The 17,281-nt window shown below is 52.3% G+C and carries 18 protein-coding genes and 1 pseudogene; 8 read left to right on the plus strand and 11 right to left on the minus strand.

Translation table 11 applies throughout. From position 1 onward, the window contains the following. The first annotated feature begins 63 nt into the window (after window positions 1-63). Window positions 64-768: an IS6-like element IS26 family transposase gene (locus ABVN44_RS20370; protein WP_001067858.1), complete on the plus strand. Its 705-nt coding sequence runs from the start codon at window positions 64-66 to the stop codon at window positions 766-768. Window positions 769-821: 53 nt separating this feature from the next. Here the strand turns inward: ABVN44_RS20370 and ABVN44_RS20375 are convergent. The 3 genes and pseudogenes from ABVN44_RS20375 to ABVN44_RS20385 form a co-directional block, all read right to left on the minus strand. Beyond that, a pseudogene (locus ABVN44_RS20375) lies at window positions 822-1,028 on the minus strand (disulfide bond formation protein B); the annotation flags it as partial. A 14-nt stretch (window positions 1,029-1,042) separates the two neighbouring features. Further along, the gene (locus tag ABVN44_RS20380) at window positions 1,043-1,714 is read right to left on the minus strand and encodes a thiol:disulfide interchange protein DsbA/DsbL (protein WP_000096232.1); all 672 of its coding nucleotides are present in this window, start codon (window positions 1,712-1,714) and stop codon (window positions 1,043-1,045) included. Window positions 1,715-1,733: 19 nt separating this feature from the next. Then, window positions 1,734-3,530, minus strand: a complete 1,797-nt coding sequence (locus ABVN44_RS20385) for an aryl-sulfate sulfotransferase (protein ID WP_000460259.1) — start codon at window positions 3,528-3,530, stop codon at window positions 1,734-1,736. Window positions 3,531-3,929: 399 nt separating this feature from the next. Here ABVN44_RS20385 and ABVN44_RS20390 point away from each other — a divergent pair, with 399 nt between their 5' ends. After that, the gene (locus ABVN44_RS20390; RefSeq protein ID WP_000469259.1) at window positions 3,930-4,106 is read left to right on the plus strand and encodes a hypothetical protein; all 177 of its coding nucleotides are present in this window, start codon (window positions 3,930-3,932) and stop codon (window positions 4,104-4,106) included. A gap of 66 nt (window positions 4,107-4,172) precedes the next feature. Here the strand turns inward: ABVN44_RS20390 and zupT are convergent, their stop codons facing one another. Continuing rightward, window positions 4,173-4,946 (minus strand): zinc transporter ZupT, encoded by a 774-nt coding sequence (zupT, locus tag ABVN44_RS20395; RefSeq protein WP_000115874.1) that lies wholly within the window; start codon window positions 4,944-4,946, stop codon window positions 4,173-4,175. A 140-nt stretch (window positions 4,947-5,086) separates the two neighbouring features. On the opposite strand from zupT, the gene ygiD reads away from it, so the two are divergent. After that, window positions 5,087-5,875 (plus strand): 4,5-DOPA dioxygenase extradiol, encoded by a 789-nt coding sequence (gene ygiD, locus ABVN44_RS20400; RefSeq protein WP_023232031.1) that lies wholly within the window; start codon window positions 5,087-5,089, stop codon window positions 5,873-5,875. 61 nt (window positions 5,876-5,936) lie between these two features. On the opposite strand, the gene ABVN44_RS20405 is transcribed toward ygiD, so the two are convergent. From ABVN44_RS20405 to tolC, 3 genes are all read right to left on the minus strand, one after another. Further along, the gene (locus tag ABVN44_RS20405; protein ID WP_000442833.1) at window positions 5,937-7,100 is read right to left on the minus strand and encodes a glutathionylspermidine synthase family protein; all 1,164 of its coding nucleotides are present in this window, start codon (window positions 7,098-7,100) and stop codon (window positions 5,937-5,939) included. Window positions 7,101-7,105: 5 nt separating this feature from the next. Then, window positions 7,106-7,777, minus strand: a complete 672-nt coding sequence (locus ABVN44_RS20410) for a DUF1190 family protein (protein WP_000831528.1) — start codon at window positions 7,775-7,777, stop codon at window positions 7,106-7,108. Between the two features lie 212 nt (window positions 7,778-7,989). Then, window positions 7,990-9,450, minus strand: coding sequence for an outer membrane channel protein TolC (gene tolC, locus ABVN44_RS20415; protein ID WP_072103650.1), 1,461 nt, complete (start codon window positions 9,448-9,450; stop codon window positions 7,990-7,992). A gap of 200 nt (window positions 9,451-9,650) precedes the next feature. Between tolC and nudF the strand changes: the two genes are divergently transcribed. Genes nudF through parE form a run of 5 tightly spaced genes read left to right on the plus strand, consistent with a single transcriptional unit; the run spans window position 9,651 to window position 14,055 of the window. Next, window positions 9,651-10,283: an ADP-ribose diphosphatase gene (gene nudF, locus ABVN44_RS20420; protein WP_023232032.1), complete on the plus strand. Its 633-nt coding sequence runs from the start codon at window positions 9,651-9,653 to the stop codon at window positions 10,281-10,283. Continuing rightward, window positions 10,280-10,702 carry a DUF1249 family protein gene (locus ABVN44_RS20425; RefSeq protein ID WP_000833404.1) on the plus strand — a complete coding sequence of 141 codons (423 nt, stop codon included), beginning with the start codon at window positions 10,280-10,282 and terminating at the stop codon, window positions 10,700-10,702. Before nudF ends, ABVN44_RS20425 begins: the two co-directional genes overlap by 4 nt. 24 nt (window positions 10,703-10,726) lie before the next feature. Then, window positions 10,727-11,554 carry a 3',5'-cyclic-AMP phosphodiesterase gene (cpdA, locus tag ABVN44_RS20430; protein ID WP_000444734.1) on the plus strand — a complete coding sequence of 276 codons (828 nt, stop codon included), beginning with the start codon at window positions 10,727-10,729 and terminating at the stop codon, window positions 11,552-11,554. Beyond that, window positions 11,554-12,135 (plus strand): esterase YqiA, encoded by a 582-nt coding sequence (gene yqiA / locus ABVN44_RS20435; protein ID WP_000105725.1) that lies wholly within the window; start codon window positions 11,554-11,556, stop codon window positions 12,133-12,135. The genes cpdA and yqiA overlap by 1 nt, the downstream gene beginning before the upstream one ends. Window positions 12,136-12,162: 27 nt before the next feature. After that, complete coding sequence (gene parE, locus ABVN44_RS20440; RefSeq protein WP_000195318.1) at window positions 12,163-14,055, plus strand: DNA topoisomerase IV subunit B; 1,893 nt, start codon at window positions 12,163-12,165, stop codon at window positions 14,053-14,055. A 124-nt stretch (window positions 14,056-14,179) separates the two neighbouring features. Here the strand turns inward: parE and ABVN44_RS20445 are convergent, their stop codons facing one another. From ABVN44_RS20445 to qseB, 4 genes are all read right to left on the minus strand, one after another. Next, complete coding sequence (locus ABVN44_RS20445; protein ID WP_000958587.1) at window positions 14,180-14,494, minus strand: putative quinol monooxygenase; 315 nt, start codon at window positions 14,492-14,494, stop codon at window positions 14,180-14,182. 31 nt (window positions 14,495-14,525) lie between these two features. Then, window positions 14,526-15,107 carry an NAD(P)H-dependent oxidoreductase gene (locus tag ABVN44_RS20450; RefSeq protein ID WP_023232612.1) on the minus strand — a complete coding sequence of 194 codons (582 nt, stop codon included), beginning with the start codon at window positions 15,105-15,107 and terminating at the stop codon, window positions 14,526-14,528. 106 nt (window positions 15,108-15,213) lie between these two features. After that, a complete protein-coding gene (qseC, locus tag ABVN44_RS20455; protein ID WP_000779328.1) occupies window positions 15,214-16,563 on the minus strand; it encodes a quorum sensing histidine kinase QseC in 1,350 nt (449 codons plus the stop codon). Continuing rightward, complete coding sequence (qseB, locus tag ABVN44_RS20460) at window positions 16,560-17,219, minus strand: quorum sensing response regulator transcription factor QseB (protein ID WP_001221574.1); 660 nt, start codon at window positions 17,217-17,219, stop codon at window positions 16,560-16,562. Before qseB ends, qseC begins: the two co-directional genes overlap by 4 nt. Between the last annotated feature and the right edge of the window lie 62 nt (window positions 17,220-17,281).

Genomic DNA, 17,281 nt, shown 5'->3' on the forward strand with positions numbered 1-17,281 from the left:
GGCACTGTTGCAAATAGTCGGTGGTGATAAACTTATCATCCCCTTTTGCTGATGGAGCTGCACATGAACCCATTCAAAGGCCGGCATTTTCAGCGTGACATCATTCTGTGGGCCGTACGCTGGTACTGCAAATACGGCATCAGTTACCGTGAGCTGCAGGAGATGCTGGCTGAACGCGGAGTGAATGTCGATCACTCCACGATTTACCGCTGGGTTCAGCGTTATGCGCCTGAAATGGAAAAACGGCTGCGCTGGTACTGGCGTAACCCTTCCGATCTTTGCCCGTGGCACATGGATGAAACCTACGTGAAGGTCAATGGCCGCTGGGCGTATCTGTACCGGGCCGTCGACAGCCGGGGCCGCACTGTCGATTTTTATCTCTCCTCCCGTCGTAACAGCAAAGCTGCATACCGGTTTCTGGGTAAAATCCTCAACAACGTGAAGAAGTGGCAGATCCCACGATTCATCAACACGGATAAAGCGCCCGCCTATGGTCGCGCGCTTGCTCTGCTCAAACGCGAAGGCCGGTGCCCGTCTGACGTTGAACACCGACAGATTAAGTACCGGAACAACGTGATTGAATGCGATCATGGCAAACTGAAACGGATAATCAACGCCACGCTGGGATTTAAATCCATGAAGACGGCTTACGCCACCATCAAAGGTATTGAGGTGATGCGTGCACTACGCAAAGGCCAGGCCTCAGCATTTTATTATGGTGATCCCCTGGGCGAAATGCGCCTGGTAAGCAGAGTTTTTGAAATGTAAGGCCTTTGAATAAGACAAAAGGCTGCCTCATCGCTAACTTTGCAACAGTGCCCCATCACAAACATCGCGTAACGAATGTAAACACACTGTTCGCACGGCGCCATGTAGAGATAGATTTGGAAGAACGAGTGCGCCAGGATAATTAATCCTCCCATCGCGATGGCCATTAACAGCCATAGAAAGCGCTGTTCCTGCCATCTCACCAGCGTATCTACTGGTCTTGCGCGTAGGTCTCGCCATAATCCCTTAATAAAATCCATAATCGTTTCCCTGCTTATTTTTTAGTGGCCAGTTCCCGAACGAGTTCAGCCATAGAATCGATGGATTTGATGTTTTTGGTATAGATAAGGTACTTGCCGTTGACGACGTAAGCCGGAACACCCTGAATTTTGGCAACGTCATAGGCGGCTTTCCATTTTTCCAGAGTCTCCTGAACGGCAGGATCTTTCAGCGCCGCTTCAAAATCAGCCTGGCTCATGCCTGCGGCGTCCAGCCCGGTTTTAATAAATGCCGCCGGATCTTTCCCATCTGACCAGCGCTCTTTCTTATCATGGTAAGCCGTATACCAGGCGAACTTCGCTTTTTTGAATTGTGATTTAGCATCAAATAACGAAATCCCGGCAGCTTTATCTTTGGCGATCAGGACTGCAAATACTTCGCTGGCCTGTTTGCCATATTCACCTTTTGTTTCCAGGTGGAACGGGGTGAACGTAACGAGATCGGCTACTTTGTCAGAAACCGGACCTGTTACGGCTTTGTCATATTTGTAGCAAAAAGGGCAGGCGTAGCTAAATACCTTAATCAGCGTTTTATCCGCATTAGGAATCGGTTTCTCCAGAACCATATAATCTGTGCCCTCGGTAAAAGCCGATGCCGCAAAAGGAGTGACCAATGCCGCGGTTAATACTACGCTTTTAAATAAAGAGGTAATCCATTTAGATGACATATTAATTCCTTCCCGTGATTTATTTAAACATTTGCGTTGGATGAACCAGTAACGCACGATAGTGAGTCTGGTTGGGTTTATCCGACAGCACATCAATTTCAACTTTCACTTCTTTCGTTTTATAGTCAATCTCATTCAGTTTGCCGACTGTGGGTTTACCAACGTCGAACAGGTTAATAGAACCGCCAAAGCCGAACATGGTGTCGCGGTCTTTTTGATATTCAACAACCGAGGTAATAGGACTATAGAAATCATATCCACGTTCTTTACCGTATTCCCAAACTTGTTGTACGGTGCCTTTCTTCTCATCGATCTTATATTCGACAAAACGGGAATATTTCATGGTCGGTAGAGCCGGTTGCTCCAGGCCGCGACCATCGCCGTTATCAAAGACCGTTAACGTGCCTTTGCTGGAAAGCCATGCCGTATGTTGGGTATAGGTGAAATCGAAATCGGTGTCCTTACACTTGCCGTTTTCGTCACAGGTCAACGGCTTACCATGATCGTCTACCGGTTTCAGCAATTTACTGGCTAGCTGCTTATTCCAGCCTTTAGACGGTGCCAGTATCCATTTCACCTGCTTATCGCGACCAATTTTTACAATACCCTGATGGCGGGAAGAAAGGATGATGGAGTCGTCTTTCGCGTCATAAGCGATAGAGTTGACGTGCGCCCAGTTACGACCGGCACCAACGCCAAGCGCATCGCCATACGGCGTATCCGGTTCAAGTTTCGCCTGCTGTCCGGCATGGGCCAGATCGACGTTCACGCATACTGCGCCCGCATCCAGCGCGCCGAGCAGCGCATCACGCATAGGGTCGAGGATTTTGGTTAAATCCCAAACGTCTACTACGCGGCCAGACTTATCGACCTCAATGATTTGGTCACGAATAGTATGAACATGTATGCCGTCTTCTTTGCGGTAATCGCGTTTGCCGACGCGCAGCAGTACGGTGCCGTTCACGGTTTCGATGGATTCATGAGACGCATCCAGGAACCCGCGCGGCAGTTTATGATCGGCAAGAATTTGCCCCATCATGTCAAACTCGTACCAGTGTTGGCCCTGCACCGCGGTAAAGGTGCCGCGAGGCGTTTCACGAATACCCATCAGGTAGCCGCGTTTGTTGATATTCATATCGTGGCCGTCGTAGAAGGTATCTTGATCCAGCCACCAGCGGTATTCACCCTGGGTGTCGACCACAAACGTATAAGGGGCGATATCGAAAGGCAAAGCACCGCCCGCCGGACCGGCATCAAGAATGCCCGCATTTTTATCTTTTTCGCCGTGCCAGTGAAATTCAGCGCCCTGCGGCGTAAAGGTATGGGTATTTACCAGATAAAGGCGATCTTCAAATCCTGGCGCGACTTTAATAACTTTCGTTTGCTGGAGATCTGAAATAGAACGGTTATCCATATAATGGTTGACGATGGCGGACGTCTGCACCACATAGTCATCCTTCATGGCTTTGCCGTTTTCTTTATATTCTACCGTGACGTTGTTGGCAAATTTCTGATAAAGGCCAAAAATAGGAATACCGTCATAGGTTTCTAAAGATTCTTTCCCAACGGTATAAGTAACAGGAACGCCCTTTTCCCCTTTACCATGTACAGTAACTTTAACGTCTGAAATAATATGGCTATCTAATTCCACCAGTGCGGTGAGAGGGGCATTACCGTAAGGATCGACAACGACTGCGCCTAATTTCCCTGCGGGCTGCGCCGGTTGAAAACCTGCAGCAAATGTACTGGCTGCGGTGAGTCCGCATGTCAGTGCGACGGCGCCGGCAAGTATTGTTTTCCGGTATTGGTCAAACATGGATATATCTCCTTATATACAACTTCTAAATATAATACTTCTGAATATACTATGTTTTTATGAATGATAAATGAGGTAAATGATTGGTCTTTAAATATAAGTCATAATGCTATTACTTATTTTAAAGTATATTCTGTATCAATATTTTTTAATTGCCTGAGTGAGTCGATAGTAGGAGTGTGATATTTTAAGAACAATATAAATTAGTACGAAGTGTGATCTTATCGACATTGTTTTCTGCTTAATACCTCTTTCATTATTGTGTTTCACCACTGATTTATATGATCAAAATCATTTATTTGTTCCACAAATATGCCAGTATATGAATACGTCAAAATAAGGGTATGTAAAATTTTAACGTTAAATGTTTAGTGATGTTAAATTTTAAGGGTAAAAAGGATGTTTATTGCCTGGTATTGGATAATATTAATCGTTCTGGTGGTAGTAGGGTATATTTGCCATATGAAGCGTTATTGCAGAGCGTTTCGGCAGGACAGAGATGCATTACTTGAAGCGCGAACGAAACGTTTTCGCCAGACGAGCGAAGGCGACAGCGTGATGAATGAGCAGAAATAGCGCATATCCTTGACGGGCAGCCGGATGTTGCCTGGCTAAAGGCCTGCATCCGGCGCGACGTTTCTCTTAACCGATACCTATCGTCTGCAAAATGACGAGACTGAGCCCCATGATGGACATACCGCAAAGCACGCCATAGCTGGGGTTATTGTTAGGATCGATCTCTTTTGCCAGCGGCATCAGTTCATCGACGGAGAGCGCCACCATAATACCGGCGACTGCCGCCATGATAGCCGCCATAACGATTGGCGAAACCAGACTGCCCAAAATCAGCCACGCCAGCACGCCGCCAAGAATTTCCGCCATGCCGGAGATACCGGCCCAAAAAATCGCGGTACGTTTTGAGCCCGTCGCGGCATAAACCGGGCCGGCAACCGCCAGACCTTCAGGAATATTGTGCAACGCCACCGCCAGTGCGATGCCGAAACCCAGTTCAAGATTGCTGCTGGCAGTGACAAAGGTGGCGATCCCTTCCGGAAAGTTGTGCAGGCTAATGCCGAGCGTCAATAAAATCGCAGTGCGTTTTATCGAGCCGGGAAGCGGCTGCTGCCTCTTTTGCACCAGATCCTGCGGATGAGCGTGAGGAAGCAGGCGGTCCAGCCCGAAGTAGCCCAACAGGCCGATAATAAACATTCCGTAGCCCAGTACAGGCGACATCCCCTCGGTATCAAGCGCGGCGGGCAGCATCTCCATCAGCGAGATGAGCAGCATGATCCCTGCGGCGAAGCCCAGCGAAAAAGCCAGCACGCGGTTAGACGGTTTTTGGCCGAGAACGCCAAGAAACGCGCCAATAAAGGTGGCGGCGCCCGCCAGTAAGGTCAGAATAAGTGGTACTGACATCCATTACTCCTTATCAATTTGCCGTCCGAACCTGACCTTCAAAATAACTGATGATCTTCATCATAGTTATCTGAGTTCTTCCTCTGTGAAGAAAGCGTATGGTGATGTTAACAAAATGTCTTTCCTGTAAGGATAACATCATGTCTTTAACGTGTATGCCAGCATTGTTTTTGGGGCATGGCAGCCCGATGAACGTGCTGGACGATAATGATTATACCCGCGCCTGGCGGCGATTGGGGGAAGCCCTGCCGCGACCACAGGCGATAGTGGTGGTGTCGGCGCATTGGTATACCCGCGGGACGGGCGTCACAGCGATGGAAAGGCCGCAAACTCTCCATGATTTTGGCGGTTTTCCGCAGGCGCTGTATGACACGCATTATCCGGCCCCGGGATCGCCTGCGCTGGCGCAGCGTCTGGTTGAACTGTTGGCTCCTGTTCCCGTCGCGCTCGATAAAGAGGCGTGGGGATTTGATCACGGCTCCTGGGGCGTATTGATCAAGATGTACCCGAATGCGGATATCCCGATGGTGCAGCTTAGTGTTGATAGTACCAAACCGGCGGCATGGCATTTTGAGGTGGGCCGTAAGCTGGCGATGCTGCGTGACGAAGGCGTGATGCTGGTGGCCAGCGGGAATGTAGTTCATAATCTGCGGACTGTGCGTTGGCACGGTGACAATATACCGTATCCCTGGGCGGCGTCATTTAATGACTTTGTGAAAGCTAACCTGACGTGGCAGGGGCCGGTAGAACAGCACCCGCTGGTGAATTATCTGCAACATGAAGGGGGCGCCTTATCGAACCCGACGCCGGAGCACTTTTTACCTTTGCTGTATGTACTTGGCGCCTGGGACGGCAAGGAACCTATCACCATCCCGGTCGACGGTATTGAGATGGGCAGTATAAGTATGTTGTCGGTGCAGGTGGGGTAGGCCGGATAAGGCGCGGAATGATTGCCCGATGGCGCTACGCGCATCGGGCTTACAGGAGAATCTATCCTTCGACAAAAATATGCGGATAGAAGCGGGAGAGATCCTGGGTGATCAGCGCCCGATCTTCACGGATACCAATTCCGGCGGGCTGATCGTTAATCAGCCAGCTACCAATCAGGGTGTAACTGTCGCCGAATTTTGGCAGCGGATAGAACTGTTGCACGATCATACCCTCTTCGCCATACGGGCCTTCCACGGATTCGATCGTTTTACCGTTCTCAATAATCGATACGTTCGCCCCTTCGCGGGAGAAGATCGGTTTCACGACATATTTATCCATTGGCGGATGTTCGTCTTCGGCGAAATACGCAGGCAACAGATTCGGATGGTCAGGGAACATCTCCCACAACAGCGGCAACAACGCTTTATTGGAGATAATGCTTTTCCAGGCCGGTTCCAGCCAGCGCACGCCGGCATCTTCCAGCTTGGTGGAAAACATCTCGCGCAGCATAAATTCCCACGGATAGAGCTTGAACAGGTTCGCAATGACCTGATCCTGCAGATCCGTAAATTGGCCTTTTTCCCCCAGACCAATATCGTCGATATAGAGAAATTCGGTGGCGATTTCCGCTTCGGCCGCGCAGTCCTGTAAATACTGAATGGTGCCGCGATCCTCAACCGTATCGCGACAGCAGGTGAGATGCAGCAACTGAAAACCGTACTGCTCGCGAAGTTCAGCAAAGCGTTCAATCAGCTTTTCCTGCAGGCTATTAAACTGATCGCTGCCTTCCGGCAGATTGCCCGCGTTGATCTGATCTTCCAGCCAAATCCACTGAAAAAACGCCGCTTCATACAGCGATGTTGGCGTGTCGGCATTATTTTCGAGCAGCTTAGGCTCGCCGATGCCGTCCCAGGCCAGATCGAGGCGGGAATAGAGCGACGGTTGTTGCGTTTGCCAGGACTGGCGAACAAAACCCCAGGTATGTTTTGGAATACGAAACTTCGTCATCAGCTCATCGCTGGCGATGACGCGTTCTACTACCTTGAGGCACATCTGGTGCAGCTCGGCGGTAACGTCTTCCAGTTTTTCCACCTGGGCGAGCGTTAACTTGTAATAAGCGTCTTCACACCAGTACGGTTCACCATACATAGTGTGAAAATTAAACCCGTATTCAGTCGCTTTATCGCGCCAGTCCGGGCGCTCGGTAATACTGACTCTTTCCATGCGTATCAGCCGCCCATCGAACGTGTTGAAGTACCGGCAGCGCTACGCTGCATGGTGCTCTGTTTGGCGACGGATTCGCCAAAACCGCCGCGGGTAACGGTTGTTGTGGTGGCCGGTTTCGGCGCCATCGCGGTTTTCGGTACGGTCATTGTCCGGCCCGGTTGCGCCGCGCCGTAGTTTTTACCTGCCGCATCGGTATATTTGCCGTATGCAGGGCTGGCCGGGTTTTTCGAGCTAAACAGCGGCTGTTGCGCAAAGCCTGCGCCGCCGCCCATCAGACGCCCCATCATGTAACCTGCCATAAGCGGCATCCAGAAACTGCCGCTGGATTGTTGGGCCTGCGCCTGATTTTCCGGCGCCATGCCAGCCTGTGCGGGCGCTTGCTGGCACTGGCCTTCGCCAAACTCAGCGACGCAATCTTCGCGTGTAGCGTACTTAGGCGCAGTACGTTCGGCCTCTTTCAGCGCATTGTTATACGCGGTTGTACACTCCGCGCTTTTGCCCGGATTCGCCGCTGAACAGTCATCAGCGTTTTGATACAGCGATACGGTTTCATCGCTTTTTTCACAGCCAGCCAGCATAAAAACAGCCGTAACCGCCAGGGCGACCGGCGTTAAATGCCGCGCGCTCCAGCTTTTGCGAAATGATGCGTGATGGATGGATTTTGTCCGTTTCATATTTGTCTTCCAGGACCCAGTGGTAAATACAACATGCGTTCAGAATAGAGGATGACTGGTCGAAATTGAAGCGAGAAAAGGCGAGAATGCGGCGGAATAGCAGGATCTTTACGTTGTCTTACGTTCAGGCGCGGCTTTATGACAGGTAGCGCCGCGCTTACCAGACCTACAAGGGCATAGGTCTGATAAACGCAGCGCCAGCGAATAACTTATCAATGCCGGAATGGATTGCCGTTATTGCTGTTGGCGCGAGCGGCGGTCGGCTGTACTGCCGGCGCGGCGCTATGAGCATTATAACCGTCTGCGGCAGCATCCTGCTCTGGCGTTTCCGGCGACGTCGGGATAGGTTTACCCAACGTACTGTTAAGCGCGAGCAGATCCTGCTCGTTCAGCGTACCGAGCGCATATTTGATATTTAACTGATTAATCAAATAGGTATAACGCGCGTTGGCCAGTTGCTGCTTGGCATCATACAGAGTGGTGGTGGCATCCAGTACGTCAACAATGGTACGTGTACCGACCGAGTAACCGGCTTCCATTGCATCCAAAGAACTTTGCGCGGAAACGACTGCCTGTTTATACGCGTTGATGCTACTGATGGAGGCGTTAATATTGTTAAAGGAAGAACGTACGGTCTGCACCACGCTACGGTGCGCGCTTTCCAGCTGTTCGCTTGCGCCGACGAAGTTATACTGCGCCTGTTTTACCTGCGAGTTAACCATCCCGCCTTGATACAGCGGCAGGGAGAAGTTCAGGCCGATTTTATTCTGCCCCATGTTGCTATCGTCGTACTGGGCGGAGTTGGTTTTAGAACCGCTATAAGAGGTATCAGAAATGCCGGTTGAGGCCGTTAAATTCAGCGTCGGCAGATGACCATCCTGCGCCTGACGGATTTGCTCGCGCGCCAGATCCTGACTTAAACGCGCCTGCAACAGCGACAGGTTACGGTTTTCCGCTTCCTTCAGCAGCGCATTAACAGCTTTGGGTTTGTCGGTTTTAAAATGCTCGACGTTAAGCGACGCCAACTCCGGGTAATAATTGCCGGTCACCTGGCGCAGTTCTTCTACCGCGTTATCCAGGTTGTTGCGGGCAGTCACTTCATTCGCCAGTACGGTATCATATTGCGCACGGGCGTTTTGCACGTCGGTAATGGCGACCAGACCCACGTTAAAACGTTGCGTCGTTTGATCTAACTGACGGTAGATAGCCTCTTTTTGCGCCTGGGTATAGGAAAGCACATCAATAGCGTTCAATACCTTAAAATACGCGTTCGCGGTATTGAGGATCAGCGTCTGCTGATCGGTCTGATAGGTGACATCCTGAATGCCTGCTGCTTTTTCTTGCAGGGTGAGCCCACGCCATTTCGACATATCAAATAGCGTCTGCGTTAATTGCAGGGAAGCGCTGGTTTCATTGGAGTTGATACCGTTCGCATCGCGATAACCGTTGCTGTAGGTGTAGTCGGCACCTAAACCCAGTTGCGGCAGTAAAGGACTACGCGCTTCGTTAATTTTTTCGAATGCAGCATCGCGATCGGCAGCGGATTTACGCAATTCCGGGTTGCTCAGGCGTGCTTGCTGATAAACTTGCATCAGGTTCTCTGCCTGGCTTAGTGTGCTGAACCCCGACAGGCTCAGGCCGATAAGGATGGGGAGCAATTTCTTCATTTGCATTCCTTGTTGTGAAGCAGTATTTAGCGCTGATCAATTTGTAAAAATAATTGCTGATTCTAGCAGAATCCGCCACTGCAAAAAGTTGGCGTTACGTGCCATACGAGCCTTAATTGGCACCAATTTACCACAAGGGTGATAAAACAGCAGTCAACCACCCTTGAAATTCATCATTTAATCATTATTGCTAGCAGGGCAGCACAATGCGTAAATCAGACAACTTGCCAGTTACTTTCACCAAAAGCGATGTAGAAATTATTGCACGGGAAACGCGCTATCGCGGTTTTTTTTCATTGGATGTGTATCGATTCCGCCATCGTTTATTCAACGGAGAAATGAGTGGCGAGGTAAAGCGCGAAATTTTTGAGCGCGGGCACGCCGCCGTCTTGCTACCCTTTGACCCTGAACGCGACGAGGTGGTGCTGGTCGAACAGATTCGTATTGCCGCGTATGACACAAGCGTTACGCCGTGGCTGCTGGAGATGGTCGCCGGCATGATAGAAGAAGGCGAAACCATTGAGTCGGTCGCCCGGCGGGAGGCGATGGAAGAAGCGGGGCTGACCGTGGGCCGCACCCGACCGGTCATCAGTTACCTGGCGAGTCCAGGAGGAACCAGCGAGCGCTCATCTATTCTGGTGGGTGAAGTGGACGCCACGACCGCGGCAGGTATTCATGGTCTGGCGGATGAAAACGAAGATATTCGGGTTCATGTGGTAAGCCGGGAACAGGCATACCAGTGGGTAGAAGAGGGGAAAATCGACAACGCAGCCGCAGTCATCGCTTTGCAATGGCTTCAGTTGCATCATCAAGAGTTAAAAAACGAGTGGAAAAAATGAAGCGTTATACACCTGACTTCCCAGAAATGATGCGTTTGTGCGAAACCAATTTTTCGCAATTGCGCCGCCTGCTGCCGCGCAATGACGCCCCCGGTGAAACGGTGAGCTATCAGGTGGGCAACGTACAATATCGGTTAACGATTGTGGAATCGACCCGATACACTACGCTTGTAACGATCGAGCAAACGGCGCCAGCCATCACCTACTGGAGCCTGCCGTCGCTGACGGTGCGCCTCTACCATGATGCGATGGTGGCTGAAGTGTGTTCAAGCCAGCAGATCTTTCGCTTCAAAGCGCGGTATGATTATCCAAATAAAAAGTTGCATCAACGCGACGAAAAGCATCAAATTAATCAGTTTCTGGCCGACTGGCTACGATTCTGTTTAGCACATGGAGCGATGGCGATTCCGGTTTATTAGCGTCGTGAAACCTAAGGACACCATTTGGAAAGCCTGTTAACCCTACCTCTGGCTGGTGAGGCCCGAGTCAGGATTTTACAAATTACAGATACTCACCTGTTTGCCGAAAAGCATGAAACGCTGTTAGGCGTCAATACCTGGGAAAGTTACCAGGCCGTGCTGGAGGCTATTCGGGCGCAACAGTATGAATATGATCTGATCGTGGCCACCGGCGATCTGGCGCAGGATCAATCCGCTGCGGCTTATCAGCATTTTGCTGAGGGTATCGCAAGCTTTCGCGCGCCTTGCGTTTGGCTACCGGGCAATCATGATTTTCAGCCGGCAATGTACAGCGCGCTGCAAGAGGCGGGGATTTCCCCGGCTAAACGCGTGTTAATCGGTGAACAATGGCAGATTTTGTTGCTGGATAGCCAGGTGTTTGGCGTTCCGCATGGCGAACTGAGCGAGTTCCAACTGGAATGGCTTGAGCGTAAGCTCGCCGATGCGCCAGAGAGACAGACATTGCTCCTGTTGCACCACCATCCGTTGCCGGCAGGGTGCAGTTGGTTGGATCAGCACAGCTTGCGTAATGCCGGTGAGCTGGATAGCGTGCTGGCGAATTTCCCGCGTGTAAAATATCTGTTATGCGGACATATTCACCAGGAGCTGGATCTTGACTGGAACGGTCGCCGTCTGCTGGCGTCGCCGTCAACCTGCGTACAGTTCAAACCGCACTGCGCGAACTTTACGCTGGATACTATCGCGCCGGGCTGGCGTACGCTGGAGCTCCAGGCGAACGGCGTCCTGGAGACGGAAGTGCATCGCCTGCAGGATACCCGGTTCCGACCCGATACCGCTTCGGAAGGATACTGATGTCTACGCTTCTCTATTTGCACGGATTCAACAGTTCCCCTCGCTCGGCAAAAGCGTGCCAGCTAAAAAACTGGCTGGCGGAGCGTCATCCGCATGTTGAGATGATCGTCCCTCAACTACCGCCGTATCCTGCCGATGCGGCGGAGTTGCTGGAATCTCTCGTGCTTGAGCATGGCGGTGCGCCATTAGGGCTGGTAGGATCGTCGCTGGGTGGTTATTACGCCACCTGGCTGTCGCAATGTTTTATGCTGCCGGCTGTGGTGGTGAATCCCGCCGTGCGGCCCTTTGAATTACTGACCGACTATCTCGGTCAGAACGAGAACCCCTACACCGGGCAGCAATATGTGCTAGAGTCTCGCCATATTTATGATCTTAAAGTCATGCAGATTGACCCGCTGGAAGCGCCGGACCTGATCTGGCTACTGCAACAGACGGGCGATGAAGTGCTGGATTACCGCCAGGCGGTGGCATATTACGCCTCCTGCCGTCAGACAGTGACCGAGGGGGGTAATCACGCATTCACGGGCTTCGAAGATTATTTCAACCAGATTGTCGATTTTCTTGGACTGCACAGTTGCTGACAATCAATTCGAATTGCTAATTAAACCATGACGCAAACTTATAACGCTGATGCCATTGAGGTACTCACTGGGCTTGAGCCGGTACGCCGCCGCCCGGGGATGTACACCGATACGACCCGCCCCAACCATTTGGGTCAGGAAGTGATTGATAATAGTGTGGATGAAGCACTGGCAGGTCACGCCAAACGCGTGGATGTCATTTTACATGCCGATCAATCGCTGGAAGTGATTGACGACGGACGCGGGATGCCGGTGGATATCCATCCGGAAGAGGGGGTTCCGGCGGTAGAACTGATCCTTTGCCGACTTCATGCCGGCGGTAAATTCTCCAATAAGAACTATCAGTTCTCTGGTGGTCTGCATGGGGTGGGGATTTCGGTCGTGAATGCCCTGTCAAAGCGCGTGGAAGTGACCGTGCGCCGCGACGGTCAGGTCTATAACATCGCGTTTGAAAACGGCGAAAAAGTGCAGGATTTGCAGGTTGTCGGCACTTGCGGTAAACGTAATACTGGCACCAGCGTCCATTTCTGGCCCGACGAAAGTTTCTTCGACAGCCCGCGTTTTTCTGTCTCTCGCTTAATGCACGTTCTGAAAGCAAAAGCGGTGCTGTGTCCCGGTGTGGAAATCACTTTTAAAGATGAAGTGAATAACAGCGAGCAGCGCTGGTGCTACCAGGATGGTCTGAACGACTATCTGGGCGAAGCGGTAAACGGCCTGCCGACGCTGCCGGAAAAACCGTTTATCGGTAATTTTAACGGTGAAACGGAAGCGGTTGACTGGGCGCTATTGTGGCTGCCGGAAGGCGGCGAATTACTGACAGAAAGCTACGTCAACCTGATCCCGACCATGCAGGGGGGGACGCACGTCAACGGTCTGCGCCAGGGCCTGCTCGACGCGATGCGCGAATTTTGCGAATATCGCAATATTCTGCCGCGCGGCGTCAAACTGTCGGCGGAAGATATCTGGGATCGCTGCGCTTATGTGCTCTCCGTGAAAATGCAGGACCCGCAATTTGCCGGGCAGACCAAAGAGCGTCTGTCGTCGCGTCAATGTGCGGCATTTGTTTCCGGCGTGGTGAAAGATGCCTTCAGCCTGTGGCTGAACCAGAACGTGCAGGCGGCGGAACAACTGGCAGAGATGGCGATTGCCAGCGCGCAGCGGCGACTGCGCGCCGCAAAAAAAGTGGTGCGCAAAAAGCTCACCAGCGGTCCGGCGTTGCCGGGGAAACTGGCGGACTGTACCGCGCAGGATCTTAATCGGACCGAGCTGTTCCTTGTGGAAGGGGATTCGGCAGGCGGTTCCGCCAAGCAGGCGCGCGATCGCGAATATCAGGCGATCATGCCGCTCAAAGGTAAGATCCTTAACACCTGGGAAGTCTCTTCCGATGAAGTGCTTGCCTCGCAAGAGGTGCATGATATTTCCGTGGCGATCGGTATCGATCCGGACAGCGACGATCTGAGTCAGCTGCGCTACGGCAAGATCTGTATCCTGGCGGATGCGGACTCCGATGGTTTGCATATCGCTACTCTGCTTTGCGCGCTGTTTGTCAGACATTTCCGCGCGCTGGTGAAGAATGGTCATGTCTACGTCGCGCTGCCGCCGCTATACCGTATCGATTTGGGTAAAGAGGTCTATTACGCGCTGACGGAAGAAGAGAAGGCGGGCGTACTGGAACAACTGAAGCGTAAGAAAGGCAAGCCGAACGTACAGCGTTTCAAAGGCCTGGGTGAAATGAACCCGATGCAGTTACGCGAAACCACGCTTGATCCAAATACTCGCCGCCTGGTGCAGCTCACCATTAGCGATGAAGACGATCAGCGTACTAACGCGATGATGGATATGCTGCTGGCGAAGAAACGTTCTGAAGATCGACGCAACTGGCTACAGGAAAAAGGCGATCTCGCGGATCTCGACGTGTAACGGTTGTTGCACGCTTTATCTGGTCTGCGTGGCGCAGGCCGGATAAGCGAATCCGACATGACGCCGCAGCCTGATGGCGACACTTGCGCATCGCATCAGGGCGACGTCAGACGAGGGTAATAACTTAAACGCCGGATTCCAGAATACGAATATTCATTTCCAGCACATCGTCTTTTACCGCGTCGCTGTAGGCTTTCATATGCGGGGTTTGCAGATGCGCCTCAAGGTGCGCAACGCTTTCCCACTGTTCAATCATCACGATCGAGTCAGGCGCCAGAGTCTGAAAACTCACGCCCGCGGCATGATCCACCATCGGTGCGTAACCGTGGCACCCCTCTTCTTTAAGAACGGTTGGAATAATTTTCGCAAACTGGTCGAGGACGGCCTGACGGTGATGTTGGCCCGGACGCGTGCGAATTTCGGCAATGACGGTAAGCATGGTTAACTCCTTCTAATTCCAGGATGACCAGTTAAACAAAAATTTCGCTCAGATGCTTGCGATATTCTGCGGTATAGCGCGGAACATCCGGCATTTTAATCACGTCGTTGGCAATAAACGTTGGCAGCGCGTCCATGCCCAGGAACTGGTTGGCTTTATGGAATGGCAGATAGACGCCATCTACGCCTACACCGTGGAAAAACTGATCTTTTTCGGTAAATGCTTCCATCGGCGCGTTCCACGTCAGTGACAGCATATATTTTTTCCCCTGCACCAGACCGCCGGAACCGTACTTTTTAGCGGCATCGGAACGCGTGCGGCCATCGCTGGCATAGAGCGTACCGTGACCTTCGGTAAAGACATCATCCATATATTTTTTTACTGTCCATGGCGCGCCCATCCACCAGCCTGGCATCTGCCAAATCACCACGTCAGCCCAGACGAAATTCTGCACCTCTTCTTTAATGTCATAGTCGCTGTCGGCGCGGACGATCTTAACCTGATGACCCAGATCGCGCAGAAGCCCATCGGCAACTTCGGTCAGGGTGTCATTTAACTGGCCGTTGGAGTGCGCGAATTTTTTCGCCCCGTTGATAATCAGGATGTTACTCATTTTGTGTCCTCAAGAAATGCATTTGCTGCTGATTCTACGCTCACGGGCGGTGCGGTGAAATTAGCAAAATGTGCAAAGTCTTTTGCGTTTTTGGCAAAAGTCTCTGTTACCAACTTACTACGGCCTCAAATCCACCTTCCGCGGCGTTGCCAAACGATACCGTCATGCCGTGCAGCGTAGCGATGCGGCGGACGATTGATAATCCCAGACCGCTGCCGGTCACACTTTGGCCAGGCGGGCGGTAAAAACGCTCGCCGATATGCGTCAGAATCTCTGGCGCTACGCCGGGGCCATTATCTCTGACGGTGAAGCTGCGGGCATGTAAGGTAACGTCGACGACGCTGCCCTGCGGACTGTAGCGAATCGCATTATCCAGCAGGTTACGCACTAACAGGCTTAAGAGTAGCGGCTGGCCGGTACGTATGACGTCATGGGCGTTAAGCTGTAAACGCACGTCGATATTCGCCTGCTGCGCCGGATGATAAATATCCATTACCGCGGACTGCAGCAGCTCTTCCAGCGAAATCTCCGCTACATCCTGCAAATTATTGAGCGAGTCGAGACGCGATAACGTCAGTAGCTGATCGACCAGCCGCGTGGCGCGATCGATCCCCGCATGGAGCTGGGTCAGCGCTTTATCACGCGATAGCGGATCGTCGCCCGAGAGCTGCGCCACCTCGGTTTGTACTTTCAGCGCGGCCAGCGGGCTGCGCAATTCATGGGCGGCGTCGGAGGTAAATCGCCGTTCGCGCACCATCATGGAGTGGATGCGGCTAAAAAGCTGATTAAGCGCTTCGACCAGTGGGCGAACCTCGCTCGGTACGCCTTTGGCGTCGAGCGGCGTTTCCGATTCCGGCGACCGGAAGCGTAGCGCCTGCGCCAGTTTTTTCAACGGTCTGAGCTCGCGGTGAAGCAGGAGCAATAAAATCAGTAGCATGAAGGGAAGGGCGATCAGCCACGGCGTTAATTGCGCCGCTACGATCGCCAGCGCCATATCTTCGCGGTAATCCCACTCCTGACCGACGACGATACGATACTTGCCGTCCGCCGAGTTCAACCACAAAAAACGCCAGAGGTCGTTGTCATCCTTCAGATAGCCATTGTCGAAACCTTCCCGACGATAGCGATACGGAATATCCTGGCCGTTGTCGCCATCATGCAGCAACATTTTGCCGTCAGCGGAAAAGATGGCGAACGCCAGCGCATCGTCATCGATATGCCCATGTTTTAATTTCTTTGGCGTATGCGCCATGCGCTGCGGGGCGTTGATCTCGTTAAGATCAAGGGTGCTAAGCCGTCTGGCGAACAACATCAACTGTGTGTCAAACAGCTCGTCGACATTATCCGTCGTCTTTCTCCAGGCCACAAAACTGGAAATTGCCCAAGTGATGGAGACCAGAATCAGGAAAATAAGCGTCAGCCTGACGCGCAGGCTGAGACGTTGCGTCAATTTCATGCGTCACCCAGGGTGTAGCCGATGCCGTGTACGGTGCGAATAAATTCGCTGCCGAGCTTGCGGCGTAAATGATGAACATGGACTTCCACTGCATTGCTGGACACGTCGTCATCCCAGTTATACAGCTTCTCTTCAATAAGCTTGCGCGGCAGCACGCGACCTTTGTTGCGCAGTAAGAGTTCCAGCAACGCGAACTCTTTTGGTTTTAGGGCCAGCGGTTCGCCGGCAAGCGTCGCGACGAGATTGCCTGGATTGAGCGTCACCTGGCCGTGGCGCAATTCGCTACTGGCCTGACCGCTGGCGCGGCGTACCAGCGCCTCCAGACGGGCGGCGACCTCAATGAGCGCGAAAGGTTTACATAAATAGTCATCGGCGCCCAGACGTAGCCCCTCGACGCGCTCTGCTAACGCGTCGCGCGCCGTCAGGATCAGTACCGGTTCCTGTTTACCCTTTTCGCGCCATTCGCGCAAAATATCCCGTCCGTCCATGCCTGGCAGCGTCAAATCTAAAATAACCGCATCATAAGGCGCGCTGTAAAGCGCCTCTTTGCCCGGACGTCCCTCGGTAAACCAGTCGACGCTGAAACCCATTTTACTCAGGCCCGCTTTTATGCCATCGCCAATAAGTGTGTCATCTTCTACCAGTAAAATTCGCATCTGTTCTTCCTTGCGGTAACTCGCGTTGCCGTCAGTTAACCTTGTCGCCGCAGGCGATGTAC

Source organism: Salmonella sp. SJTUF15570 (genome assembly GCF_043357055.1).
Taxonomy (GTDB): Bacteria; Pseudomonadota; Gammaproteobacteria; order Enterobacterales; family Enterobacteriaceae; genus Salmonella; species Salmonella enterica.